23 protein-coding genes and 2 tRNA genes are annotated in these 23,465 nt (G+C 43.3%); 9 read left to right on the top strand and 16 right to left on the bottom strand.

From position 1 onward, the window contains the following. Positions 1 to 85: 85 nt before the first annotated feature. Together EL144_RS05170 and EL144_RS05165 are read right to left on the bottom strand one after the other, a co-directional pair. Entirely contained in the window at positions 86 to 277 is a 192-nt protein-coding gene (locus tag EL144_RS05170) for a helix-turn-helix domain-containing protein (RefSeq protein ID WP_005704999.1), read from the bottom strand. 410 nt (positions 278 to 687) lie between these two features. Then, positions 688 to 1,050: a Mor transcription activator family protein gene (locus EL144_RS05165; protein ID WP_005705000.1), complete on the bottom strand. Its 363-nt coding sequence runs from the start codon at positions 1,048 to 1,050 to the stop codon at positions 688 to 690. 356 nt (positions 1,051 to 1,406) lie between these two features. On the opposite strand from EL144_RS05165, the gene EL144_RS11260 reads away from it, so the two are divergent. After that, a tRNA-Cys gene (locus EL144_RS11260) sits at positions 1,407 to 1,476 on the top strand. Between the two features lie 49 nt (positions 1,477 to 1,525). Here EL144_RS11260 and EL144_RS05160 read toward each other — a convergent pair. The 5 genes from EL144_RS05160 to rpsU all read right to left on the bottom strand — a co-directional run bounded on the left by EL144_RS05160 (position 1,526) and on the right by rpsU (position 7,235). After that, the gene (locus EL144_RS05160; protein ID WP_032995430.1) at positions 1,526 to 2,767 is read right to left on the bottom strand and encodes a tyrosine-type recombinase/integrase; all 1,242 of its coding nucleotides are present in this window, start codon (positions 2,765 to 2,767) and stop codon (positions 1,526 to 1,528) included. Between the two features lie 189 nt (positions 2,768 to 2,956). Beyond that, positions 2,957 to 3,033, bottom strand: a tRNA-Ile gene (locus EL144_RS05155). 142 nt (positions 3,034 to 3,175) lie between these two features. Continuing rightward, the gene (rpoD, locus tag EL144_RS05150; RefSeq protein ID WP_005705002.1) at positions 3,176 to 5,047 is read right to left on the bottom strand and encodes an RNA polymerase sigma factor RpoD; all 1,872 of its coding nucleotides are present in this window, start codon (positions 5,045 to 5,047) and stop codon (positions 3,176 to 3,178) included. A 71-nt stretch (positions 5,048 to 5,118) separates the two neighbouring features. After that, on the bottom strand, positions 5,119 to 6,897 hold the full coding sequence (dnaG, locus tag EL144_RS05145; protein WP_050332949.1) for a DNA primase: 1,779 nt from the start codon (positions 6,895 to 6,897) through the stop codon (positions 5,119 to 5,121). A gap of 122 nt (positions 6,898 to 7,019) precedes the next feature. Then, on the bottom strand, positions 7,020 to 7,235 hold the full coding sequence (gene rpsU / locus EL144_RS05140; protein WP_005701713.1) for a 30S ribosomal protein S21: 216 nt from the start codon (positions 7,233 to 7,235) through the stop codon (positions 7,020 to 7,022). Positions 7,236 to 7,459: 224 nt separating this feature from the next. Here rpsU and tsaD point away from each other — a divergent pair, with 224 nt between their 5' ends. The 3 genes from tsaD to EL144_RS05125 all read left to right on the top strand — a co-directional run bounded on the left by tsaD (position 7,460) and on the right by EL144_RS05125 (position 9,374). Further along, the gene (tsaD, locus tag EL144_RS05135) at positions 7,460 to 8,488 is read left to right on the top strand and encodes a tRNA (adenosine(37)-N6)-threonylcarbamoyltransferase complex transferase subunit TsaD (protein ID WP_005705005.1); all 1,029 of its coding nucleotides are present in this window, start codon (positions 7,460 to 7,462) and stop codon (positions 8,486 to 8,488) included. Between the two features lie 71 nt (positions 8,489 to 8,559). Next, complete coding sequence (locus EL144_RS05130; protein WP_032995431.1) at positions 8,560 to 8,793, top strand: hypothetical protein; 234 nt, start codon at positions 8,560 to 8,562, stop codon at positions 8,791 to 8,793. Positions 8,794 to 8,795: 2 nt separating this feature from the next. Further along, on the top strand, positions 8,796 to 9,374 hold the full coding sequence (locus EL144_RS05125; protein WP_005705008.1) for a thymidine kinase: 579 nt from the start codon (positions 8,796 to 8,798) through the stop codon (positions 9,372 to 9,374). A gap of 185 nt (positions 9,375 to 9,559) precedes the next feature. Here EL144_RS05125 and ligA read toward each other — a convergent pair whose 3' ends face one another. Further along, on the bottom strand, positions 9,560 to 11,575 hold the full coding sequence (ligA, locus tag EL144_RS05120; protein ID WP_005705009.1) for an NAD-dependent DNA ligase LigA: 2,016 nt from the start codon (positions 11,573 to 11,575) through the stop codon (positions 9,560 to 9,562). 104 nt (positions 11,576 to 11,679) lie between these two features. Further along, on the bottom strand, positions 11,680 to 12,699 hold the full coding sequence (gene zipA / locus EL144_RS05115; RefSeq protein ID WP_032995432.1) for a cell division protein ZipA: 1,020 nt from the start codon (positions 12,697 to 12,699) through the stop codon (positions 11,680 to 11,682). Between the two features lie 144 nt (positions 12,700 to 12,843). Here zipA and cysZ point away from each other — a divergent pair, with 144 nt between their 5' ends. Together cysZ and cysK are read left to right on the top strand one after the other, a co-directional pair. Next, complete coding sequence (gene cysZ / locus EL144_RS05110; protein WP_005705011.1) at positions 12,844 to 13,674, top strand: sulfate transporter CysZ; 831 nt, start codon at positions 12,844 to 12,846, stop codon at positions 13,672 to 13,674. A gap of 117 nt (positions 13,675 to 13,791) precedes the next feature. After that, positions 13,792 to 14,739: a cysteine synthase A gene (gene cysK, locus EL144_RS05105; RefSeq protein WP_032995433.1), complete on the top strand. Its 948-nt coding sequence runs from the start codon at positions 13,792 to 13,794 to the stop codon at positions 14,737 to 14,739. A 73-nt stretch (positions 14,740 to 14,812) separates the two neighbouring features. Here cysK and EL144_RS05100 read toward each other — a convergent pair whose 3' ends face one another. The 6 genes from EL144_RS05100 to serB form a co-directional block, all read right to left on the bottom strand. Further along, positions 14,813 to 15,394 carry a uracil-DNA glycosylase family protein gene (locus EL144_RS05100; protein ID WP_005705013.1) on the bottom strand — a complete coding sequence of 194 codons (582 nt, stop codon included), beginning with the start codon at positions 15,392 to 15,394 and terminating at the stop codon, positions 14,813 to 14,815. Between the two features lie 196 nt (positions 15,395 to 15,590). Continuing rightward, positions 15,591 to 16,682 (bottom strand): redox-regulated ATPase YchF, encoded by a 1,092-nt coding sequence (gene ychF / locus EL144_RS05095; RefSeq protein ID WP_005705014.1) that lies wholly within the window; start codon positions 16,680 to 16,682, stop codon positions 15,591 to 15,593. 25 nt (positions 16,683 to 16,707) lie between these two features. Continuing rightward, positions 16,708 to 17,301 carry a hypothetical protein gene (locus EL144_RS05090; RefSeq protein WP_005705015.1) on the bottom strand — a complete coding sequence of 198 codons (594 nt, stop codon included), beginning with the start codon at positions 17,299 to 17,301 and terminating at the stop codon, positions 16,708 to 16,710. Between the two features lie 10 nt (positions 17,302 to 17,311). Then, entirely contained in the window at positions 17,312 to 17,896 is a 585-nt protein-coding gene (gene pth, locus EL144_RS05085) for an aminoacyl-tRNA hydrolase (protein WP_005705016.1), read from the bottom strand. A 120-nt stretch (positions 17,897 to 18,016) separates the two neighbouring features. Next, entirely contained in the window at positions 18,017 to 18,508 is a 492-nt protein-coding gene (locus EL144_RS05080; RefSeq protein WP_005701698.1) for a YajQ family cyclic di-GMP-binding protein, read from the bottom strand. A 10-nt stretch (positions 18,509 to 18,518) separates the two neighbouring features. After that, complete coding sequence (gene serB / locus EL144_RS05075; RefSeq protein WP_005705019.1) at positions 18,519 to 19,463, bottom strand: phosphoserine phosphatase; 945 nt, start codon at positions 19,461 to 19,463, stop codon at positions 18,519 to 18,521. Positions 19,464 to 19,539: 76 nt separating this feature from the next. On the opposite strand from serB, the gene EL144_RS05070 reads away from it, so the two are divergent. Further along, entirely contained in the window at positions 19,540 to 20,217 is a 678-nt protein-coding gene (locus tag EL144_RS05070; RefSeq protein ID WP_005705020.1) for a YtjB family periplasmic protein, read from the top strand. Between the two features lie 96 nt (positions 20,218 to 20,313). On the opposite strand, the gene rpsT is transcribed toward EL144_RS05070, so the two are convergent. Beyond that, on the bottom strand, positions 20,314 to 20,577 hold the full coding sequence (gene rpsT / locus EL144_RS05065) for a 30S ribosomal protein S20 (RefSeq protein WP_032995439.1): 264 nt from the start codon (positions 20,575 to 20,577) through the stop codon (positions 20,314 to 20,316). 268 nt (positions 20,578 to 20,845) lie between these two features. On the opposite strand from rpsT, the gene murJ reads away from it, so the two are divergent. Next, complete coding sequence (gene murJ / locus EL144_RS05060; RefSeq protein WP_032995440.1) at positions 20,846 to 22,417, top strand: murein biosynthesis integral membrane protein MurJ; 1,572 nt, start codon at positions 20,846 to 20,848, stop codon at positions 22,415 to 22,417. Between the two features lie 83 nt (positions 22,418 to 22,500). Further along, positions 22,501 to 23,439 (top strand): bifunctional riboflavin kinase/FAD synthetase, encoded by a 939-nt coding sequence (gene ribF, locus EL144_RS05055; RefSeq protein WP_005705024.1) that lies wholly within the window; start codon positions 22,501 to 22,503, stop codon positions 23,437 to 23,439. Positions 23,440 to 23,465 lie beyond the last annotated feature (26 nt).

Below are 23,465 nucleotides of genomic sequence, written 5' to 3'. Positions count from 1 at the left end.
GTCATTGTTTTGCTCGCTTGGCTAAATGATGATAAGGGGCTTTTTGGTGTTGGCGCACTGAAAAGCCCTGCCTGTTTCTGCGTCCTCATTGGTTGATACTCGCTAAATAACGTTGAATTTCAGTCGCTTTATAAAGCGTAGTTGCACCAAATTTGGTTTTCTTGATTTTCCCTTCTCTCACCAAACGGTCTAACTTGCTCCGTGATACGCCAAAAAGCTCACCCATTTCGCGCACGGTGTAGTGTTTGTCATTGGTTAGGTATTGTTGTTCGTTCATGATGAATCCTCATAACTTGTTTTGGATTAAATTGAACGGCATAAATAGGCTATAAAATTTGTGAAGGGGCGTCAATATCCGATTGTTTTATAAAGATTTTCCTCATTTTGATACCTGTTTTTAAAAACGGTTATCAAAATGAGGATGTTGTTTAAGGTCGTTTAAATACATAAACTTGCAAAGAAAATCGTTTAACTTGCTGTTATCGTGTTTTAAAAAAGTGACAAAACTGGCTTTTTTATGTCACTTTTTTAAATATCTTTAAATTTTTAAACGATATTTAAAGGCCTCTTAAACACGGTTTAAAGATTTGGCGTTTAAAAACTTGGAAAATTGAATCATTTTATAGTGAATTATTTGCTTAATAATTGAGCAATATTTACAATTCCTTACATTATTACTTTACTGATTCATTTTTTCGCAATTTCTGTTGCTTTCTTAGAATGGCATAAATATGGGGGGGAGGAAAGGCTATACTTTCTTGTTAGTTCATTCATATTGTCACCTTTGAATTCTTTAAAAATTCGATTAGCTCTAATTTGTGCCTTCAATCTTGTTCCGTTTGGAAGGTAAAAACTGCGCCCACCAAAATAATTAGCTATTGTTAAAACGGTACTTTCTGCCAGTGCTAACGCTTCATTCTTAGTTTTCGAATTTTTTTCAAACTCATTGATTAAAACATCGAACATTTCCCCAATTAAGCCTTCATACTTTCCTTTGATTTTTTCGCTTGGAAGGGCTTCTTCTTGTGTAGATTTTGCTTGTAAGGTCATTTTGTTGCTCCTGTTTGTTATGTCTCAATCAAATATATAAAAACAGGTAATTTGTTTGGGTTTATTGCGTATCGCAAAAAAATAGCGGTTTATATTTTCCACTTAACCACTTATTTCTCACTTGCATTTTCACTTAATCTTTTCTTATTATTTTCTTTTTATTTCAGTATGATATAAAAATAAAGAATTGGTTAAGTGGTAAAGTGGAAAAATTTTTGAAAACTTTTACAAAACAAAAATGAGTAATGAAGGATGGGCAAAAAAATAGGGCGATTACTCGCCCTTGTGGTATTGATAGAGATTAAGAAATGCATTTGACTTTGTTTTAGTTGGTATATAGAGTGGTGCACAGTAATGCGTTGTGTAGGCTAATGGTAAGTCAGCGAGCAATCGCGGCATTGTGGGTTCAACCCCCACCACAGCGCGTTACAACCTTTGTTTCAATATAATTTTGCCAATAGTCTTTTCTTTATCTCTAGCTTTTACTAGAAGTGCGTTCCGCACACTGTTCTACAAAATCCCCCCATGCTTGCATAATTGGGATTCGTTGTTCAAAGAAGTCTGCTTTATCGTAGATTTTGCCGGTGCTTGTGCCGACTTTATGGGCAATACACATTTCTAGCACTTCGTAACCGTCCATTTGTTTCTCGCCAATGTAGGTTCTTCCTATGGAGCGCAATCCGTGCGCGTCTTGTTTGCCCTTATAGCTCATATCAACAAGGGCTTTATTGACGCTTTGGGAATTCATCGGCTCATTTATTTTATTTCTACTGGCAAATACAAAACGCTTGTGCCCTGTTTGCGATTGTAAGTGTTGAAGCAGTCTAATTGTTTGACTAGAAAGCGGGACTTTGTGCGGGTGCTTCATTTTCATTTTTTCGGCGGGTATCGTCCAAACCTTGTTTTCTAAATCAAACTCGGCCCATTCTGCGTTACTCGCTTCTGATGGGCGCACCATGGTTAAAAGTTGAAACAAGATTAAATCCTTTGTTCTTGGTTGTGCCTTTGATTCGCTTATATCCGTTAGCAATAGGGGCAATTCTGCCGGCTCAATGTGCGGATGACTTTCCGCCGGGGCGAAACTGTAAATATCTTTTGCGCTTAAGCACGGATTAAAAGGAATTGCCCCGGCGTTCATTGCATAGGTTAGAATTTCATTGGCTAAGCGGATAACTCGCTTCAAGGTGTCGCTATCTGCCGTGCCTGTTCTGCGGTCTTTCATGGCTTCCAAGGGGGGAAGGGCCTGAATCAGTAGGGGAGGAAGCACTTTATCAATAGGGATTTGCCCCAGTGATTCTAACAGGTACATTTCAATCCGTCGCCAATCTTTCCTTAAGGTATCCGCTTTGACTTTCTTTTCTTTATTTTCTTTCCAACGTTCCGCCCATTTGAGAAAGGTATTTTCTAACTGAAACTGTAAGGCTTGGTGTTTCTGTTTGGCGTGTTCTTGCGGGTCTATCCCTTGCGCTAATAAAGCATTGTATTCGTCCCTTTTGGCGCGTGCTTGGGCTAGTGTTATAGAGGGGTGATCGCCTATATTAAATTTGGTGCGCGCTTTGGTGATTGGTCTTTCATAGCGGAAGCGCCATTTCTTCGCCCCAGTTGGATACATTTGAAGAAATAGCCCTTTGCCATCGTTTAATTCATTTGTTCCATTAGGTGTGTATTTTGCTCGTTCAACCTGTGTATTGGTTAAACCCTTCACTATTCTTGCCATGATTTTGCCTTGTTTTTAGTACCCAAAAAACTAGTAAATTTGTGCCAGGGTACTATATCGGGTACGAAAAAGCAAAATCAAAATGAATCAGAATGGAGCATAATGCGCTATTGAATCAATTAAAATTGTTGATTTTTAAGTGTTTTTGAATTGAAATGAATCAGAATGGAGCAGTATGAATTATTAAGTTGGTGCCCCCAACAGGACTTGAACCTGTGACCAATCGATTATGAGTCGACTGCTCTGACCGACTGAGCTATGGGGGCGTATGGGGGCGGTGAGCATTGATTTGAGGTGCAGATTATAGGGAAATATTACGCTAAAGTCTAGCTATTATGATAATTATGTGTAAACAAAAAGGATAAGTCATTATGACTTATCCTTTTTGTACTATTAGGGTTTGTTTCACTACTCATCTAAGAAGCTACGCAACGTTTCTGAGCGACTTGGATGACGCAATTTGCGTAATGCTTTGGCTTCAATCTGACGAATACGTTCACGGGTAACGTCAAATTGTTTGCCAACCTCTTCTAACGTGTGGTCGGTGTTCATGTCGATACCGAAACGCATACGAAGAACTTTCGCTTCACGTGACGTTAAACCTTCCAGCACTTCATGTGTGGCCGCTTTTAAGCTTTGTGCGGTGGCGGAATCTAACGGAAGCTCTAAGGTGGAGTCTTCAATGAAATCACCTAAATGGGAATCATCGTCATCTCCGATAGGGGTTTCCATAGAGATTGGTTCTTTCGCAATTTTCAGTACTTTACGGATTTTATCTTCAGGCATACCCATACGCTCCGCCAATTCTTCTGGTGAGGCTTCACGTCCCATTTCTTGTAACATTTGGCGGGAAATACGATTTAGCTTGTTAATCGTTTCAATCATGTGTACCGGGATACGGATTGTCCGTGCTTGATCCGCAATAGAACGGGTAATCGCCTGACGAATCCACCAAGTGGCATAAGTGGAGAATTTGTAACCACGACGGTATTCAAATTTATCTACTGCTTTCATTAAGCCGATATTACCTTCTTGAATTAAATCAAGGAATTGCAATCCACGATTGGTATATTTTTTTGCAATGGAAATCACCAAACGCAAGTTGGCTTCCACCATTTCTTTCTTTGCACGACGTGCTTTTAACTCACCTTGTGCAATGCGTTCGCAGATTTCTCTAATTTGCTGAATAGTGAGATGAGTGTCTTGCTCAATTTGTACTAAATTTGCGATGGCTTGACGCAAATCATTTTCATATTGTACTAGTTTTTCAGACCATGCTTTGCCAGCGCCCAAGGCTTTAATCAACCAAGTATCGGTAGTTTCATGTCCGATGAAACTCTTTTGGAAACTGGATTTAGGCATTTTGGCATTATCGACCACGATTCGCTGAATAAAGCGTTCTTGCGCACGCATGCGTTTCATTATGTCACGCATGGATAGCACAAGAATATCGAACTGTTTTGGCACTAAACGGAATTGAGTGAAAATATCTGACAAGGCTTGAATTTCATCTTTGGTTTTTTTCGATGTGCGACCATGTTTTTCAATGCTTGCCAAGGTTTTTTGATGTTGTTCTTTAAGTGCGGTGAATTTTTCGCGTGCAACTTCGGGATCGATGCTGTTATCGCTATCACCATCGTCGCTACTGTTTTCCTCTCTATCTTCTTCATCTTCGCTTTCATCATCTAACCTATTATCGCCGACATCTTCTTCATTTTCTTCATCGGAATCAAAATTTTCATCTAAGTGGGTGTTATCAGATTCGCTCAATACGTTTGGATCGACAAAACCGGTAATTAAATCAGCCAAGCGAACACCGCCATTTTCTACTGATTCGTATTGTTCAATTAAATAAGTGATCGCTTCAGGATAAGCGGCAACAGCACTTTGTACTTCATTGATACCTTCTTCAATACGTTTGGCAATATCAATTTCGCCCTCGCGGGTAAGCAATTCCACACTGCCCATCTCACGCATATACATGCGCACAGGGTCGGTTGTACGGCCTAACTCGGCCTCAACGCTGGATAACACCTGTGTGGCTTCTTCAACGACATCTTCATCAGTAATCGTTTCATTGAGCATCAGATCATCGGCATCCGGTGCAGTCTCCAACACCTGAATCCCCATGTCGTTGATCATTTGAATGATATCTTCAATTTGATCGGCATCGACGAGTTCTTCGGGCAGGCTGTCATTGACTTCGGCATACGTTAAATAGCCTTGCTCTTTCCCTTGGGCGATGAGTAGTTTCAATTGAGATTGTGGATTGTGATCCATATTTGATATCCGCCTTGCTTACTTAATTTAGTGAAGATAAAACGCCAAGATTTTAGCATTCTTCCTTCGGTTTAACTATTTCTTTCGTGTTCTTTTTCGCGTTTTTTTACCAACAACAACGTTGAAAGTTCTTTTTTCTCATCAAGATTTAATCCTTCGCTACGATCCTTAGCGATTAGCCAATTTATTCGTTTATCAATGATCTGTAGATAAAGATAACGTAATGTTTCGCGGAAGGTATCTTCAATCTTGTCTTCTTCAACCAAATGGTTCCATGTGGCCAGTTTTTCAAGCGTATTTTGTTGAGGTGTATCGCGCCAGTGTTCCAACAGTTGCCCGGAACTAATACCCACTTTTTCACGGCAAAGTGCGGTCATTTCTGCAAACAAATCGTAGCCCGGCTCATTTAACGAACGAAAAGATTCCAAATCGGGTACAAATTTCACCAATTCCGGATTTTGTAACAACAATGCGATCAGCACACGCATTGGGGTTCGCTTAAATTGTATCGGTTGGGCTGTCGGTGTGTTTTCTGTTTTCTGTTGATTTGGAATAAGGCTTTCCAGCTGCGTCGGATCGAGAATCCCTAGTTTTTTGGCTAACGTGTTACGCAAATTCAAACGTAGTACATCGCCCGGAATTTGTTTAATTAACGGTATTGCTAATGCCGCCAGTTTGTTTTTCCCTTCTTTGCTGGAGAAATCCACTTGTGGCGTCAAATGAGCAAATAAAAATTCACTTAAAGATTGTGCGTTATTGAGATATTCCTCGAATCCCTCTTTGCCAAATTGGCGAATAAAGGTATCGGGATCCTCGCCGTCAGGTAAAAAGATAAATTTGAGTTGATGGCCGTCTTCCAAATAAGGCAGTGCATTTTCTAAGGCTCGCCATGCCGCATCACGCCCCGCGTGATCGCCGTCATAACAGCAAATCACTTGTTCTGTTGAGCGAAAGAGTAATTGAATTTGCTCCGAGGTTGTTGATGTGCCAAGAGAGGCCACGGCATAATCTACACCGAATTGGGCCAACGCCACCACATCCATATAACCTTCAACAACCAGTAATTTTTGTGGTGAATCGTCAGCTTGTAGGGCTTCAAATAAACCGTACAATTCACTGCCTTTGTGATAGGTCACGGTTTCCGGAGAGTTCAAATATTTCGGTTTCTCATCGGTTAACACGCGTCCGCCGAAAGCCACGGTGCGGCCTCGACGATCGCGAATCGGAAACATAATCCGATTGCGAAATTTGTCATAAATATTGCCACGATCATTGCGTGATAGCATGCCTAAATCGAACAGTTTTTGTTGCTCTTCTCGGGTTTTACCGAATTGGCGATAAACGGTATCCATGGCATTCGGCACATAACCGATTTGAAAACGTTCGATAATTTCCGCTGATAAACCACGTTGTTGCAGATAACTTTGCGCAGGAATATTTAACGGCAATTGTTGCTGATAAAATGTGGCGATTTCCTGCATTAATTCATACAGATTACGCTTGGTTTGATAGCCGACTTGCTTGCCACTCTCGTTAAAGTGCGGTCGTTTTTCGTAGAGAATTTCCAACCCAAGAAAACCGGCCAGTTCTTCCACCGCTTCCACAAATTCCAGTTTGTCATACTCCATCAAAAAGGAAATGGCATTGCCGTGCGCGCCACAACCGAAGCAATGATAAAACTGTTTTTTGTCACTGACGGTAAAAGAGGGGGTTTTTTCATGATGAAACGGACAGCACGCCTGATAATCTCGGCCGGCTTTTTTCAGTTTTACTCTGGAATTGATCAGATCAACGATATTAACTTTAGTTAATATATCGTCTATAAATGTACGTGGAATGGTGCCTTTCATCGAGTATTCTGCCTCTTATTGTGAACGAAATATGAGCCTAACTGATGAGATTGAGAGAAAATAAAACCGTGAGCCTTGGAAGATTCACGGTTTTTATAACTCGAGTTAAAAAATACTGTTAATTAGTATAAACGTGTGTTGCGTGCGTTTTCACGAGCTACGCGTTTAGCGTGACGTTTTGCGCGGGTTGCATTTTCACGTTTACGAATCGTTGTTGGTTTTTCGTAGAATTCACGAGCACGAACTTCTGCTAAGATACCAGCTTTTTCGCAAGAGCGTTTGAAACGACGTAATGCTACGTCAAAGGATTCATTTTCACGAACTTTAATTACAGGCATAAGCCAATCACCTCAATGAGTTTAATTAATTTAATTGCAATTTAAATTTTTATTTGTTGCCGCGCCTGCGGCAGATTCAATAAAGGTCGCAATTTTAATCCAAATTCAGTACGAAAGTAAAGGAAAGATTCGCCTTTTCCGCAAATCCCCGTTTGAAAACTGGTTAAATCCTTGTAAAAAAGGTAAAATTCAGCCTCATTGAACAGAATAAAAAGAGATTCAAAATGCGAATTTTAGGCATTGAAACGTCCTGTGATGAAACGGGTGTTGCCATTTATGATGAAGAAAAAGGCTTGATTGCCAATCAGTTACACACTCAAATTGCGTTGCATGCCGATTATGGCGGTGTTGTGCCGGAGCTAGCATCACGTGATCATATCCGGAAATTAGCGCCATTATTACAAGCCGCCTTACAAGAAGCCAATCTTACCGCCAAAGACATTGACGGCGTAGCTTATACCTGCGGTCCGGGTTTAGTCGGCGCGTTGTTAGTTGGCTCTACGGTGGCGCGATCCTTGGCTTATGCGTGGAATGTACCGGCAATCGGCATACATCACATGGAAGGGCATTTACTGGCCCCCATGCTGGAAGAAAATCCACCGCACTTTCCTTTTGTGGCGTTGTTGGTGTCCGGCGGGCATACTCAATTGGTGCGTGTGGACGGCGTCGGACGCTACGAATTATTAGGCGAATCCATTGATGATGCCGCAGGGGAAGCGTTTGACAAAACGGCAAAATTACTCGGATTGGATTATCCCGGCGGGGCGGCACTAGCCCGTTTAGCTTCAAATGGCACGCCGAATCGTTTTGCTTTTCCACGTCCGATGACTGATCGTCCAGGTTTGGATTTCAGCTTTTCCGGCTTAAAAACCTTTGCCGCCAATACGCTTCATCAAGTCATGCAAGAAGAAGGGAAATTAACCGAGCAAAGCAAGTCGGATATTGCTTATGCGTTCCAAGAGGCTGTGGTGGATACGCTAGCAATCAAATGCAAGCGTGCGTTAAAACAAACGGGCTTGAAGCGTTTAGTGATTGCCGGCGGTGTAAGTGCCAATAAACAGTTGCGCCAAACCTTGGCGGAACTGATGCAACAATTAGGTGGTGAAGTGTTTTACCCGCAACCGCAATTTTGTACCGATAACGGCGCCATGATTGCCTATGCCGGTTTTCTACGTTTAAAACAAGGACAGCAGCAAGATCTTGCCATCGAAGTGCGTCCGCGTTGGGCAATGACCGAATTAACCGCCATTTAACCCGATGCTAAATCAAAGTGCGGTCAAAAATTTAAACGTTTTTTTGACCGCACTTCATTCAAGGAAACATTATGGACAACATTAAATTCAGAGCAATGCGTGCCGCCGGAATTGGCTGCTTCGTTATGTTGGCAATTATCGGCTTTTTTGTGTTTACCACGCCGACAGACGTCCTCATCGATTTCTTAACGGAGGTAGGGAAGATGGTTGGTGCACGCACCACTATAGGTGTTTTTATTCTCGCCTCGTTACCGCCGTTAACCGGTTTTATCTGCTATTACTTTTGGAAATGGGCGCTTAAATAATTATGGCCAAGCTGTATTTTTATTATTCCACCATGAATGCGGGAAAATCGACAACTTTGCTGCAATCTTCCTATAACTACCGTGAACGCAATATGAACACACTCGTTTATACGGCTGCCATTGATGATCGTTTTGGCGCCGGACGCGTTACTTCCCGTATTGGTATCAGTGAACAGGCGAACACCTTCGCACGTGACACGGATTTATTTGCAGAAATTCAACAACACTTAACGAAAGAGCCGTTGCATTGTATTTTGGTGGATGAAGCACAATTTTTAACCAAAGCACAAGTGTATCAACTGAGCGATGTGGTGGATAAACTGAAAATTCCTGTTTTATGTTATGGCTTACGCACTGACTTCCAAGCAGAACTTTTTGAAGGGAGTCGCTATTTGTTGGCATGGGCGGATCAGTTGGAAGAACTTAAAACCATTTGCTATTGCGGACGTAAAGCCAATTTCGTATTGCGTTTAAATGAACAAGGCGAGGTCGTCAAACAAGGGAATCAAATTCAAATTGGTGGCAACGACAGTTATTTATCGGTCTGCCGATTGCATTATAAAGAACGGATTGCCGAATAGGGTCACTGAAAGTGCGGTCACAAAATCCAACGGGTTTTGAACGTTAGCTTTGCCAACGGCCCCTTCGGGGCGAACAACCGAACTTGATTCGATTGGGAGTAATTTTTCAAGTGTTTTTGTAGGGACAGGCTTTATGCCTGTCCTTATTTTTTGCTTTGGGATAAATGGATTTCTGTCTTTACACTTTATCCATTAACCCACGCTAAAAACTCCTCTTCACTCAACACCTGCACGCCTAATTCTGCCGCTTTACTGAGTTTGGAACCTGCTGCTTCACCGGCGATAACATAATCGGTTTTTGCCGAAACACTGCCGCTGACTTTGGCACCGAGTTGTTGTAACAGCGCTTTGGCATCGTTGCGTCCCATTTGGGAAAGTGTACCGGTGAGCAACACAGTTTTGTCTTTGAATGGATTTTCTTTCACGTCCTGTACTTCGACGGTTTCCCAATGCACGCCTTGGGCGATGAGATCATTCACCACCGCAACATTATGCTCTTCGCGCCAGAACACAAAAATGCGATTCGCAACCACTTCGCCCACATCAGACACTTGTTGTAGCTGTTCTAAATCGGCATTTTGTAACGCTTCTAAGGTTTTGAAATGGTTTGCCAGATTTAATGCCGTGGCTTCACCCACATCACGAATACCCAACGCAAAGATAAAACGGGCGAGGGTCGTGTGTTTTGCTTTTTCTAAGCTGACTAACGCATTTTCAGCCGATTTCGACCCCATGCGTTCCAAGCGGGTGAGTGTGGCTAAATCCAACTTGAACAAATCTGCCGGGGTATGAACCAATTCGCGATCCACCAGTTGCTCAATCAGTTTGGCACCTACACCGTCAATGTCCATGGCTTTGCGTGAGACGAAATGTTTTAGCGCTTCTTTGCGTTGTGCCGCACAGAATAACCCGCCGGTGCAACGTGCCACCGCTTCGCCTTCAATGCGTACGATTAAGGAATCGCATACCGGACAGTGCGTTGGAAAGACAATTTGGCGCGCGTTGGCCGGGCGGCGATCATGTACGACACCAATAATTTGTGGAATCACATCGCCGGCACGACGAATAATCACCGTGTCGCCGATAGCAATGTTGAGACGCTCGATCTCGTCGCCATTATGTAAGGTTGCGTTACTTACCGTTACGCCGGCAACGAACACCGGTTGTAACTTGGCTACAGGCGTGATGGCACCGGTTCGACCGACTTGGAATTCCACGTCATTTAATACCGTCAGTTCTTCTTGTGCTGGGAATTTGTAAGCGATTGCCCAACGCGGTGCTTTGGAAATAAAGCCCAGTCTTTGTTGCAATTCAATGTCATTGACTTTTAACACGGTACCGTCAATGTCATAACCCAAGGAACTGCGTTTTTCCATCATAGTGCGGTAGAAATTCAGCACGTTTTCAATGCCATCGCATAAACGGATCTCGCTATTTACCGGCACGCCGATGGATTTCAACCATTGTAGGCGTTCAAAATGAGTAGGCGGTAAGTCTATCCTTTGGGCGACGCCGATGCTGTAAGCATTGAACACGAGCGGGCGCTGACTGGTGATTTTCGGATCCAATTGGCGTAAGGAACCTGCCGCCGCATTACGCGGATTAGCAAAGGTTTTTTCGCCCTGTTCCAAGGCTCGTTCGTTTAAGCGCTCGAAACCGTCGTGCGGCATAAACACTTCACCACGCACTTCCAAGCGTGCCGGCGGATTATCTGTTAGTAGTTGCAAGGGAATGTTGCGAATGGTACGAATGTTTTGCGTAATGTCTTCGCCCGTTGTGCCATCGCCGCGCGTTGCCGCTTGGGTCAGCACACCATTCACATACAAAATACTGACTGCCAATCCGTCCAATTTAGGTTCGCAACAAAATGTCAATGGTTCTGGCACAAGTCCTAAACGATCTTGAATACGTTTCACGAAGGCCAGAAACTCCTCATCAGAAAAGGCGTTATCTAACGAGAGCATCGGAAGTTCATGTTTAATTTGCGCAAACTCCGATAATGGCCGCGCACCCACGCGTTGGGTCGGCGAATCGGTGGTGATCAGCGCGGGATGTTGTTGTTCTAAGGCTTTGAGCTGATGAAACAAGCGATCGTATTCACTGTCGGGAATCTGTGGCTCGTCTAACACATGATATTGATATTCGTGATAACGCAGGGTTTTTCTGAGGTCGTCAATTTGTTGTTGAATTGAAGTTGTCATTGTTATTCCATAAAAATAATCGAAAAAACGACCGCACTTTTTAGGTGCTCAGCGAGCCAAAAGTGCGGTCGTTTTTAAAAACGTTTTTAAGCCGCTGTGATGGATTAAGCCACTTTGGCCAAATATTCTTGTTCGGCGTGATCGTTAAAGATTTCTTGTTTATCCGTTAGCACGAAGCCGCCCAGTTCATCCGCTAAATTGCGGGCGGCACGAATCATGGTTTTCAAGTTCACGGTGTCATTGCCCGGAGACGGCAGCTCCATAAATAGCACAATGCCGACGGTAAAGAAGTTTTCCATATCATAAGGATTAAAGGTGTTTGGTTGGCGTAAATTTGCCAAACTAAACAACACCGGACTGGAAGGGGTTAAATCTAAGTGACGATGGTAAATGTGACGATCACCGAAAATAAAACCAAGACCTTCCAACGCTTGTGCTAAGTGAGCACCGTGAAATTCACGGTTTTCCGGCGCCACCACATACAACATAATAAATGGCGGTTTATCGCCTTTCGGGGCTTTGTTTTCCGTCTCTTCATCTGTACTGTTTTGTGGTGCTTCCTCATGAGATGGTTCTGTTTCGACCGGCGTTAAAGATACGGTCGGTGTTTGATATTCTTCTTCCATTTGTGTCATGGAAACACGGTTTGTGTCCGTATAAGATTGGAATTGCACGCCACTTTGCGCCGTTGCGCTTGATGTTTCTGACGGTTGTTCAGATGATTGGGTAAAGGCTGTTGGTTGCGTCGGCTGTGGGGCTTGGTATTGGGTTTCAATACTGTTGGATGCGCCGTTTGGCAAAGTAATTTTGATTTCATCTACCGCACGTTCAATGGATTGGCTTTCTGTGTTGCTTGGCGCTGTTGCGTCGAAATCTAAGTTTTGTTGTTGTGGTGGGTTTTCTTCCACAAAGCTGTGCGCGGGTTTATTGGCAATCGGTGGCTCTGCTGAAGGTTTGGCCGCTTGATTCGGCGCCGTGAAACGATTCGGTTGGCGATTTTGTGAGAACGTATTGGCATTTTTAAAGTATTGGGATTTTTCACGGCGATTTGACCAAATGCCGTGCGCAACTAAGGCGAGCAGGGCAATTACCCCTAAAATAATCAAAATTGTATTTAAATCCATTGCCGATTCTCCAATCATACAAAATTAACGCAATTGGGCGTAAGTTTATCATGTTTTTACGAAATTGATGATAGGGTCTGCTTATTTATTGATTTTTTCTACCGCACTTTGTATTCTGAGCCTCTTTTCTGTGAGGGGAAATTTATGTTAAATCAACAGGAAATCAAATTGGGTTTTGAATATTTTGTGACCGGTTGGCATTTGATTCAGCAAAAAGGCTTGCGTCGTTTTGCCGTCATGCCGGTGTTGTTAAATGTCCTATTGTTAGGCGGCTTGTTTGTCGCTTTTGTCTTCCAAATTAAAGACGTTGTCAGCAATCTTATGGATTATGTGCCTTCTTGGCTAAGTTGGTTGGGAAGTATTTTGCCGATACTCATTATTGGCATGATTTTGGTGCTGTATTATTTCATTTTTGCCACTTTATCCGGTTTTATCGCCGCGCCGTTTAACGGCTTATTAGCTGAAAAAGTCGAAAAAATGATGACCGGTGAAGAGATTTCCAATGATTCCTTGTGGGATTTTGTGAAGGACACGCCGCGTATGTTGGCACGGGAATGGCAAAAATTGGTTTATAGTCTGCCAAAAATTATTGCTTTGTTTTTATTAAGTTTTATTCCGTTAATCGGGCAGACGGTGATTCCTGTGGTCACTTTTTTATTTTCTGCATGGATGATGGCCATTCAATATTGCGACTACCCTTTTGATAACCATAAAATTCCTTTCGGATTAATGAAAAACGAGCTGGCGATGAAACGCAATATGACGGTGACTTTCGGGGGCTTGGTGTCTTTATGTATGTTAGTACCGATTGTTAACTTGGTAGTGATTCCCGTGGCGGCATGCGGGGCAACGGCTATGTGGGTGAAAGAATATCGCCATTTGTTTAAATTTGCACAAGCGCCACAAAGCGGTGCGGGAGCGAATATGCCGTTGGAGAAACCGTCTAAAAGCAGCGGACAGATCGTGTCTAAATAGCTTTTGGTTATTAAATAGAATAATTCGGTATTTTTTGAGAACAAAATCTTGTGATAAAAATACCACCACTTTCGGCCTTAAACTACTTAAGTAAGATCATTGGGAGAACAAAATAATATGACGATTCATAACGATAACTCTTATTCTATCGGTAATACGCCATTAGTGCGTTTAAAACATTTCGGTAACGGCAACATCGTTGTCAAAATCGAAGGTCGCAACCCAAGTTACAGCGTGAAATGCCGTATCGGTGCCAACATGGTATGGCAAGCGGAAAAAGACGGGGTTTTAACCCAAGATAAAGAAATCGTGGATGCGACCAGCGGCAACACCGGAATCGCTTTGGCGTATGTGGCGGCTGCTCGTGGGTATAAAATCACCTTAACCATGCCTGAAACCATGAGCACCGAACGTAAACGTTTATTGCGCGGCTTGGGTGTAAATTTGGTGTTAACCGAAGGCGCTAAAGGTATGAAAGGCGCCATTGCCAAGGCGGAAGAAATTGTGGCATCCAACCCGAATCGTTATGTGATGTTAAAACAATTTGAAAATCCGGCAAACCCTGACATTCATCGCAAAACAACCGGTCAAGAAATTTGGAAAGATACCGAAGGCAAAGTTGATGTTGTCGTTGCTGGTGTTGGCACAGGCGGTACTATTACCGGTATTTCCCGCGCCATTAAATTGGATCACGGCAAACAAATTACCTCTGTTGCGGTTGAACCCGCCGAATCCCCGGTGATCACACAAACCCTTGCCGGTCAAGAAGTTAAACCGGGTCCGCATAAAATCCAAGGGATCGGCGCCGGCTTTATTCCGAAAAATCTCGATCTTTCATTAATTGACCGCGTGGAGACCGTTGATAGCGACACCGCCATTGCAACAGCCCGCCGTTTAATGGCAGAAGAAGGCATTTTAGCGGGGATTTCCTCCGGTGCTGCGGTAGCCGCAGCAGATCGTTTGGCAAAATTATCTGAATTTAAGGACAAATTAATTGTCGTAGTTTTACCATCTGCATCAGAACGGTATTTGAGTACCGCATTGTTTGACGGTATCGAGATCTAATCGAATTGTTCCAAATTTGGCCTGTCGTGTGACAGGCTTTTTTTGTTTCTTAGAAAATGATGTGAAATTACAATTAGCGGGATAAGATTTCTTTTACCCGTTGTTGTAATCTTGGCACGACTTCTTGCTCAAACCACGGATTTTTCGCCAACCAAAGCTGATTACGCGACGAAGGGTGAACTAACGGCAAAAAGTGCGGTAGAAATTTTATGTAATTTTTTACGGTTTCCGTTACGTTTAGCGTGTTTTCCGGTAAGTAATATTTTTGCGCATAGTGGCCGATCAAAATAGTCAGCTCGATATTCGGTAAGTCTGCCAAAATGTGCGGATGCCATTTCTCCGCAAAACCTTTGCGTGGTGGCAAATCTCCCGATTTACCTTTGCCAGGATAGTAAAAATCCATCGGAATTACGGCAAATAAATCGGAATGATAGAAGATTTCACGATCCACACCTAACCACTCACGCAGGCGGTCGCCACTTTTGTCGTTCCAATATAAACGGGTTTGTTCTGCTTTTACGCCAGGCGCTTGCCCCACAATGTTGATTCTGGCACTCGTTGGCGCAGCAAAGAGCGGTTCTATACCACGTTCGGTGAAGGTTCGATTTTGCGGATCCGCCATAATGGCGTTTTTTATTTGGGAGAGGGTAGGCATGGGACATCCTTATATTTCTAGGGAGGCTAGCGGGCATTTGCATTTTTCATCATTATTTCAACGCTTCTGTCAACCGATTGGCTACATCCGCTAGACTTGTATTGCTCGTATGAAAGCGTTGCTTGATATCGAATGCTTTTTTAATCACATAAAAAAATACCGCACTTAAAAAGTGCGGTCAATTTTTTGAATGTTTTTATACATTAAATCTAAAGTGCATGACATCGCCGTCTTGTACGATGTAATCTTTCCCTTCTAAACGCCATTTACCGGCATCTTTGGCACCGTTTTCACCTTTGTATTGGATGAAATCGTCGTAGGCAATGACTTCAGCGCGGATAAAGCCTTTTTCAAAGTCGGTATGGATGACGGCCGCGGCTTTCGGTGCGGTGGCGCCAACAGAAACCGTCCATGCACGTACTTCTTTCACGCCGGCAGTGAAGTAGGTTTGTAGATTGAGAAGAGCATAACCGGCACGAATGACACGGTTTAAGCCCGGCTCTTCAATGCCGAGATCTTGTAAGAACTCGAGCTTTTCATCATCATCCAATTCAGCGATTTCCGCTTCAATTGCGGCACACACCGGCACCACGACAGAGCCTTCTTTTTCGGCAAATTCGCGGACTTTATCGAGGTATGGGTTATTTTCAAAACCGTCTTCGTTCACGTTAGCGATGTACATGGTCGGTTTTAAGGTTAAGAAATTGTAGCTTTTGATTGCCAATAACTCGTCTTTGTCTAACGGCACAGAACGAATCATGCCCGCTTCAGAAAGTACCGGTAAGATTTTTTCCATCACGGAAAGCTCGAATTTCGCGTCTTTATCGCCGCCTTTAGCACGTTTTTGTAAACGTTGAATGGCGCGTTCACAGCTGTCTAAATCGGCTAACGCCAGTTCGGTGTTGATGGTTTCAATATCATTTAACGGATCGATCTTGCCCGCAACGTGTACGATGTCATCGTTTTCAAAACAACGTACGACATGGCCGATGGCGTCCGTTTCACGGATATTGGCTAAGAATTTGTTGCCCAAACCTTCGCCTTTACTTGCACCGGCCACCAAACCTGCAATATCCACAAATTCCATGGTGGTTGGCAATACGCGTTCAGGTTTGACGATTTCTGCTAAGGCGTCTAAACGCGGATCCGGCATTGGCACCACGCCGGTATTTGGCTCAATGGTGCAAAACGGATAGTTTGCCGCTTCAATGCCGGCTTTGGTTAAGGCGTTGAAAAGTGTGGATTTGCCCACATTCGGCAGGCCCACGATACCACATTTGAATCCCATAATTTTTCCTATTTTGACTTAAATATTAGTGAAGATCGCATTTTTTGTATCGAACTTCTTTTCCTAGATGTGCTTGAATTTTTGTATCTTTTTGATTTGATAATGGCTCGATCTCATGAATAAACATTCTGCAATATTTGCTGTCAGAACCGTATTGAATTTCATAGTCTTTTCCCGCTTGAGGAGTGAATTCTCCAATAATTTGACAGCTGGCGACGAAATACTCGCTTCCTCGTATAATGGTGGGCACGTTGGCAGGAATGACTTGCTCAATAAAAGAATCCGTCTCAAAATAGCTTGAACGTTCTAGTGCTTTTGCGCTTTGTTCTGTGAGGGGAATGCCTACACTCACGCTTTTTAAGGTTCTTTTTGGTAAACCATTATGTCTATTGTCACGATGGAAAGGGTTTTGGCTGACGGCTTTTTTTCTATCGTTTTGTACATCTTTGCACGTTAGATCACTAACAACTTTGGTTGTTCCATTTCCATTAGATTGATATACACGAACTCGAGCTTCTTCTTTCGGGTTGTAATTAACCTTTTTCTGAACAAGTACCGCTTTGGCAGAACATCCTGATATAACAATGCTTGCGATGATGACTAAAGTACTTTTTTTCATGGTTTTTCCCCTAAATTTTAAAACTATTCAGTCGATTAGTGGCTTTGACGATGCCGTCTTTGAAAAGCAGTTCCACGCAATTTGCGGCTTCATCCAAGGCTTTTTCAAGTGCTTCGCGCTCACTGGGGGACGGTTTGTTTAACACATAACCCGCCACCAAATCACGATGTCCCGGGTGACCAATCCCAATGCGCAGACGATAAAAATTATTGTTATTGCCCAATGCGGCGACAATATCTTTTAAGCCGTTGTGTCCGCCATGTCCGCCGCCTAATTTCAGTTTAACGCTACCGGGCGGTAAATCTAACTCATCATGCAGGACTAAAATTTCTTCCGGCTTGATACGATAAAAATTCGCCAATGCGCCTACCGCTTTGCCGCTTAAATTCATAAATGTCATCGGCACCAAAAAGCGGATTTCTTTGCTATTAATCAGTGTTTTTCCCACATAACCGGAAAACTTATTCTCCGCATTTAATGTGACATCAAACCGCCGTGCTAAGCGTGCAATTAACCATTCTCCGGCATTGTGGCGGGTGTCTGCGTATTTATCGCCGGGATTGCCAAGCCCAACGATTAACTTAATTTCTGACATAGTCTGTTTACGTGAATAAAAATAGTGGCGTATTGTAGCGGAAAGTCGGTTTTTTCTCAATGAAGGGAAGAGGAAACCGCACTTTAATTATCTAAAGTGCGGTCGTTTTTGAACGCGTTTTTAATCGCGGAAATTATTGAATTGGAATGGTTGTCCCAGTTCGGCGGTTTTGACGAGTTGAATCACGGCTTGTAAATCATCGCGGGATTTACCGGTAACACGGACTTGCTCGCCTTGGATTTGGCTTTGGACTTTGATTTTGGAATCTTTGATCAGCTTGGTGATCTTTTTCGCCATGTCGGTTTCAATGCCTTGTTTCAGCTTGATTTCTTTGCTGTACGTTTTGCCGCTGTGTTCATAGTCGGCAGGAATATCCAAGGAAGTGGATTCGATGTTACGTTTAATACACGCGTTACGTAAGATGTCGATGAGTTGCTCCACTTGGAAATCCGATTCGCTGCTCACTTTAATGCTTTCATTTTTTTCGTTAAATTCAATTGCGGCTTGTACGTTACGGAAGTCCCAACGGTTGGTGAGTTCGCGGTTGGCGTTTTCCACGGCGTTGCGGATTTCGTGTCCGCTGATTTCGGAAACAATGTCGAATGATGGCATGGTTTTCTCCTTATTTAATTTTGTCGTTTGCACTTAAAATACATAAAAGTGCGGTTAAATCGGTGAAATTGACGATAACTTGCGCCAATTGTTGTACTTTTGGTTTAGCGTGATAAGCCACGCCGACATCGGCAACTTGCATCATGGCGAGATCATTGGCGCCGTCGCCGATGGCAACGGTGTTTTCTATGGCAATGTTAAATTGTTGTGCCAACTGTTGTAAGGTTTGCGCTTTGTATTGCGCATCCACAATGGTGCCTTGTACGTTGCCTGTAAGTTTGCCGTCAATAATCTCGAATTGATTGGCGGCAATAAAATCTAAGCCGAGTTTTTGTTGTAATACTTCGGCAAAATAGGTAAATCCACCGGAAGCAATGGCTACTTTCCAGCCGTGATTTTTGAGTTCTTTGACCGTTTCGACCAATCCCGGCATCAGCGGTAAATGTTGTTTGACCTCTTGCAAAATGCCTTCCGGTGCATCTTTTAAGGTAGCAACCCGTTGGCGCAGGCTTTGACTAAAATCGAGTTCACCACGCATGGCGCGTTCCGTAATGGCGGAAACCATATCGCCGGTGCCGGCAAGTTTGGCGATTTCATCGATACATTCAATTTGGATGGCGGTGGAATCCATGTCCATCACCAATAATCCCGCTTGCTTCAAACTGGCGTAAAAGTTTAGCGGCGCAATATCCAGTGCTAATTCATGGGCAATACCAATCCATTCCGATTTCCACTCGCCTTTGAGCAACACCACGGTGTTATGCAACACATTCCAAGCGGCAAAACACAAAAAATTTTCACCGCACTTTTGCTGAAAAGTCTGTAACTTTGAGAGATTTAGGTTGTCGGAGTAGAGAATAAACGCCTGCGCCGACTCACAAGGTTGGTCGGCAAGCAATGGTGCCGGGAGAGATGGAAAGTGATTGAGGATGTCTGTCAGATTTTGTGTTTGCATAAAAATCCTGTAAATTGTAGCGGTTTTCAAAAGGCGGTTTATTCTAGCTTACTTATTCACTTTTGGGGAAAATAACTTGCATTTAGTAAAAGAAAAAATGATTAAATTTATGATGTTCTTCGGCATTGTTTTGTTATGCGCGGGCATCATGGCAGTCATTTTATTTGGCGTAAAACAGTTCAAAATCGGTTCACAACTTTCTAGCGTAAACCAAGTGGCGAATGTATCCCATTTACTGACGCGTCAACAAGCCAGTTTGTTCTCGATGTTATTGGTCAATAACGCGAAAACCGAACGACTGGTGGAAAATTTGGATAACTTTGTAAAAGAAGAATTTGTGTTGGATGCCGCACTTTATGCGCGTAATGGTGAATTATTGGCGCAAAGTACGAATTCCCCTGATATGCGAAGTTTATTGGGACTAGATAAACAGGAAGACAAAGAGGCAGACTCACAACAAATCGTCGAACCGATTTATTCGTCTAACGGTGTAGAAGGCTTTCTACGCATGACTTTTGATGCTAAATACGGGCAATCGACAAAAAGCAAAATTAATCAGATTTTTCATCGTTTATATGGTGAAATTATTATTGTGTTTTTAGTGGGCGTGTTGTTTGCCAGCAGTCTGCATTATTTCCTCAGCCACTACCGCCGTAGCCGTATTCATGTGGTAGAAAAAACGCCTGTATTGAGAAATAAGACCACGCAATCGAGAAGTAAATTATTTCATCAGCGGCGTAGGAGAGTGAGATAGGCAAAGTGCGGTGATTTTTACCGACATTTTTACCATTTCAATGAAAACAAAAAACCGCTCATTTGAGCGGTTTCTCTTTAAATAATAAGGCAAAAATTAGGCTAATTTTTTGATTTGTGCAGCTAATTTAGATTTGTGGTTGGCTGCTTTGTTAGCGTGGATTAAGCCTTTAGAAGCCATGCGGTCAACAACTTTTTGCATTTCAACGAATGCTGCTTCAGCTGCTACTTTCTCGCCCGCTGCTACTTGAGCATAAACTTTTTTGATGTAAGTACGCATCATAGAGCGTTGGCTTGCGTTGTGTTGACGGCGTTTTTCAGATTGAACCGCACGTTTTTTTGCTGACTTGATATTAGCCAAGGTCAAACTCCTAAAAATTTCTGTTAGTTAATAGTGACAAAATAGGGGCGTAAATATGCCGATTTCTTATACATTTGTCAACGGGAATTTTGTGTTGATTTCGGTGAGACACAACCGAAGTAGGCATCGTTATTCTTAACAAGCTCTTTCTAAATAGGCTCACCAAACGATGTGCGCGGGATTTTAACAGTTTTTTCCCTTAGAATATAGCGTAAAAACGAAATTTCTATACAATTAGGCAAATTTTATTTTTATAGAGTGCAGTATTTTGAGTAAGAGGTTATTAAAATCGGGCATTATCGTGAGCGCCATGACGTTGGTATCCCGTGTATTGGGGTTAGTTCGCGATGTAGTGATTGCCAATTTAATCGGTGCCGGTGCAGCGGCGGATGTGTTTTTGTTCGCTAATCGTATTCCTAATTTTCTCCGTCGATTATTCGCCGAAGGGGCGTTTTCACAAGCGTTTGTGCCGGTATTGGCGGAGTATCAAAAATCCGGTGATTTATCCAAAACCCGTGAATTTATCGGCAAAGTGTCGGGCACCTTAGGAGGCTTGGTCACGGTCGTTACGTTATTAGCGATGATCGGCTCGCCGGTGGTTGCGGCCATTTTCGGAACAGGTTGGTTTGTGGATTGGTTGAATGACGGGCCAAATGCGGAAAAATTCACGCAAGCCTCGTTGTTGCTCAAAATCACCTTTCCTTATTTATGGTTCGTGACCTTCGTTGCGCTGTCCGGTGCGATTCTCAATACCATCGGCAAATTCGGCGTGATGTCGTTCTCGCCGGTGTTACTCAATATTGCCATGATTGCCACCGCACTTTGGCTGGCACCGCAGTTGGAAAATCCGGATTTAGGCTTGGCTATCGGGATCTTTCTCGGCGGTTTATTACAATTTTTGTTTCAACTGCCTTTCTTATATCAAGCCAAATTATTAGTAAAACCCAAATGGGCGTGGCATGACGAAGGCGTGAAGAAAATCCGCACACTGATGATTCCCGCCTTATTCGGTGTTTCCGTGAGCCAAATCAACTTGCTGCTTGATACCTTTATCGCCAGTTTCTTAATGACGGGCTCCATCAGCTGGCTGTATTATTCCGACCGCTTGTTAGAGTTTCCTCTTGGGTTGTTCGGTATCGCCATTTCTACGGTGATTTTGCCGACCCTTGCCCGCCACCATGTGAACCGTGACGATAATGCCAAAAGTGCGGTGGATTTTCGCAACACAATGGACTGGGGCGTACGCATGATTTTATTGCTCGGCGTGCCTGCCATGATCGGCATTGCCGTGTTGGCGCAACCGATGTTGCTCGTGCTGTTTATGCGCGGTAGCTTTACCTTTAACGATGTTCAGGCCGCCTCTTATTCCCTGTGGGGCTTTAACGCAGGGCTTCTGAGCTTCATGTTAATCAAGATTTTGGCCAACGGTTATTACGCCCGCCAAGATACCAAAACGCCGGTGAAAATCGGCATCATCGCCATGGTGAGCAACATGGCATTCAATCTGTTAGCAATTCCTTTCAGCTACGTGGGCTTGGCAATTGCCTCTGCCATGTCGGCGACGTTAAACGCTTTCTTGCTTTATCGTGGCTTGGCGAAAGCGGATATCTATCATTTCAGCCGTCAAAGTGCGGTGTTTTTTCTAAAAGTTTTTTGCGCTGCTGCCATGATGGGGTTGTTGGTTTGGTATAACAGCCCAAGCTTGATCGAATGGAATGCCATGAGCTTTTTCAACCGGGTATATTGGTTGGCTTGGTTGATTGTTTTAGCCGCGATAGTTTACGGTGGAATGTTGCTGTTGTTGGGTATTCGGAAACAGCATTTAAGCGGGGCTAATTAGCCGCAAATTAGTTTTTGTGGCGCATGGATTTATGCGTATAATACCGAAATATTTTTTGATTGAAATTTAATGGAACAGATGTAATGCAACTCTTTCGTGGCTTGGGAAATTTACCGCACAATTTGCAAGGTTGCACATTGACAATTGGCAATTTTGACGGGGTGCATTTAGGGCATCAGGCGATTTTGCGCCATTTACGCCAAAAAGCGGACGAGCTGAACTTGCCTATGGCGGTTATGTTGTTTGAACCCCAGCCGCGAGAATATTTTCTGAGTGACAAAGCCCCCGCGCGCTTAATGCGTTTGCGTGACAAATTGTATTATCTCAAACAAGCGGGCGTGAACATTGTCATCGTGGCAAAATTCGACCGCACTTTTGCGGGCATGCCGGCTGAGCAATTTATAGAAGATTGGTTGGTGCGCAAATTAAACGTTAAGTTTTTGAGTATCGGCGATGATTTCAAATTCGGTGCCAAACGCCAAGGCAATTTTGCTATGTTGCAACAAGCCGGTGAAAAGTTTGGTTTTACCGTCGAAGATAACCGTAGCTTTTGCTTGGATGAGCTGCGAATCAGCAGTACAGCGATTCGCGAAGCGTTGGCAAATGATGATTTAACGTTAGCGGAAAAATTACTTGGGCGTCCTTATCGTATTTTAGGTCGCGTGATTCATGGCAATCAGCTTGGTCGCACCATCGGCTTTCCTACTGCGAACATTCGCTTGCATCGTCAGGTGAATCCGGTGAAAGGGGTTTACGCGGTTAGAGTGCGGTTAAAATCCGGCGCGTTTTTTAATGGGGTCGCGAACATCGGCACCCGCCCGACCATCAACGGTGTGAATCAATTACTAGAAGCGCATTTGTTTGATTTTCAAGGCGATATTTATGGACAATGGTTGGAAGTCGAGCTATGCCATAAAATCCGCAATGAAATGAAATTTGCGTCTTTTGACGATTTAAAAGATCAAATTGCGAAGGATGTGGAAACGGCGAAAAACATCTTTAAAACCGACCGCACTTTTTAGAATACAAATTTTAATTTTTACATAAC

The sequence above is a fragment of the Aggregatibacter aphrophilus ATCC 33389 genome, from assembly GCF_900636915.1.
Taxonomy (GTDB): Bacteria; Pseudomonadota; Gammaproteobacteria; order Enterobacterales; family Pasteurellaceae; genus Aggregatibacter; species Aggregatibacter aphrophilus.
This window is presented reverse-complemented; position numbering and strand designations above follow the sequence as displayed.

Excerpts from the sequence above, each read along its gene's own strand:
- zipA (WP_032995432.1), bottom strand. The coding sequence starts at position 12,699 with ATGGATTTAAATACAATTTTGATTATTTTAGGGGTAATTGCCCTGCTC.
- tsaD (WP_005705005.1), top strand. The coding sequence starts at position 7,460 with ATGCGAATTTTAGGCATTGAAACGTCCTGTGATGAAACGGGTGTTGCC.
- rpoD (WP_005705002.1), bottom strand. The coding sequence starts at position 5,047 with ATGGATCACAATCCACAATCTCAATTGAAACTACTCATCGCCCAAGGG.
- EL144_RS05125 (WP_005705008.1), top strand. The coding sequence starts at position 8,796 with ATGGCCAAGCTGTATTTTTATTATTCCACCATGAATGCGGGAAAATCG.
- ribF (WP_005705024.1), top strand. The coding sequence starts at position 22,501 with ATGCAACTCTTTCGTGGCTTGGGAAATTTACCGCACAATTTGCAAGGT.
- ligA (WP_005705009.1), bottom strand. The coding sequence starts at position 11,575 with ATGACAACTTCAATTCAACAACAAATTGACGACCTCAGAAAAACCCTG.
- EL144_RS05100 (WP_005705013.1), bottom strand. The coding sequence starts at position 15,394 with ATGCCTACCCTCTCCCAAATAAAAAACGCCATTATGGCGGATCCGCAA.
- ychF (WP_005705014.1), bottom strand. The coding sequence starts at position 16,682 with ATGGGATTCAAATGTGGTATCGTGGGCCTGCCGAATGTGGGCAAATCC.
- EL144_RS05130 (WP_032995431.1), top strand. The coding sequence starts at position 8,560 with ATGGACAACATTAAATTCAGAGCAATGCGTGCCGCCGGAATTGGCTGC.
- dnaG (WP_050332949.1), bottom strand. The coding sequence starts at position 6,897 with ATGAAAGGCACCATTCCACGTACATTTATAGACGATATATTAACTAAA.
- EL144_RS05160 (WP_032995430.1), bottom strand. The coding sequence starts at position 2,767 with ATGGCAAGAATAGTGAAGGGTTTAACCAATACACAGGTTGAACGAGCA.
- cysZ (WP_005705011.1), top strand. The coding sequence starts at position 12,844 with ATGTTAAATCAACAGGAAATCAAATTGGGTTTTGAATATTTTGTGACC.
- EL144_RS05080 (WP_005701698.1), bottom strand. The coding sequence starts at position 18,508 with ATGCCATCATTCGACATTGTTTCCGAAATCAGCGGACACGAAATCCGC.
- pth (WP_005705016.1), bottom strand. The coding sequence starts at position 17,896 with ATGTCAGAAATTAAGTTAATCGTTGGGCTTGGCAATCCCGGCGATAAA.
- EL144_RS05165 (WP_005705000.1), bottom strand. The coding sequence starts at position 1,050 with ATGACCTTACAAGCAAAATCTACACAAGAAGAAGCCCTTCCAAGCGAA.
- serB (WP_005705019.1), bottom strand. The coding sequence starts at position 19,463 with ATGCAAACACAAAATCTGACAGACATCCTCAATCACTTTCCATCTCTC.
- rpsU (WP_005701713.1), bottom strand. The coding sequence starts at position 7,235 with ATGCCTGTAATTAAAGTTCGTGAAAATGAATCCTTTGACGTAGCATTA.
- EL144_RS05090 (WP_005705015.1), bottom strand. The coding sequence starts at position 17,301 with ATGAAAAAAAGTACTTTAGTCATCATCGCAAGCATTGTTATATCAGGA.
- EL144_RS05170 (WP_005704999.1), bottom strand. The coding sequence starts at position 277 with ATGAACGAACAACAATACCTAACCAATGACAAACACTACACCGTGCGC.
- cysK (WP_032995433.1), top strand. The coding sequence starts at position 13,792 with ATGACGATTCATAACGATAACTCTTATTCTATCGGTAATACGCCATTA.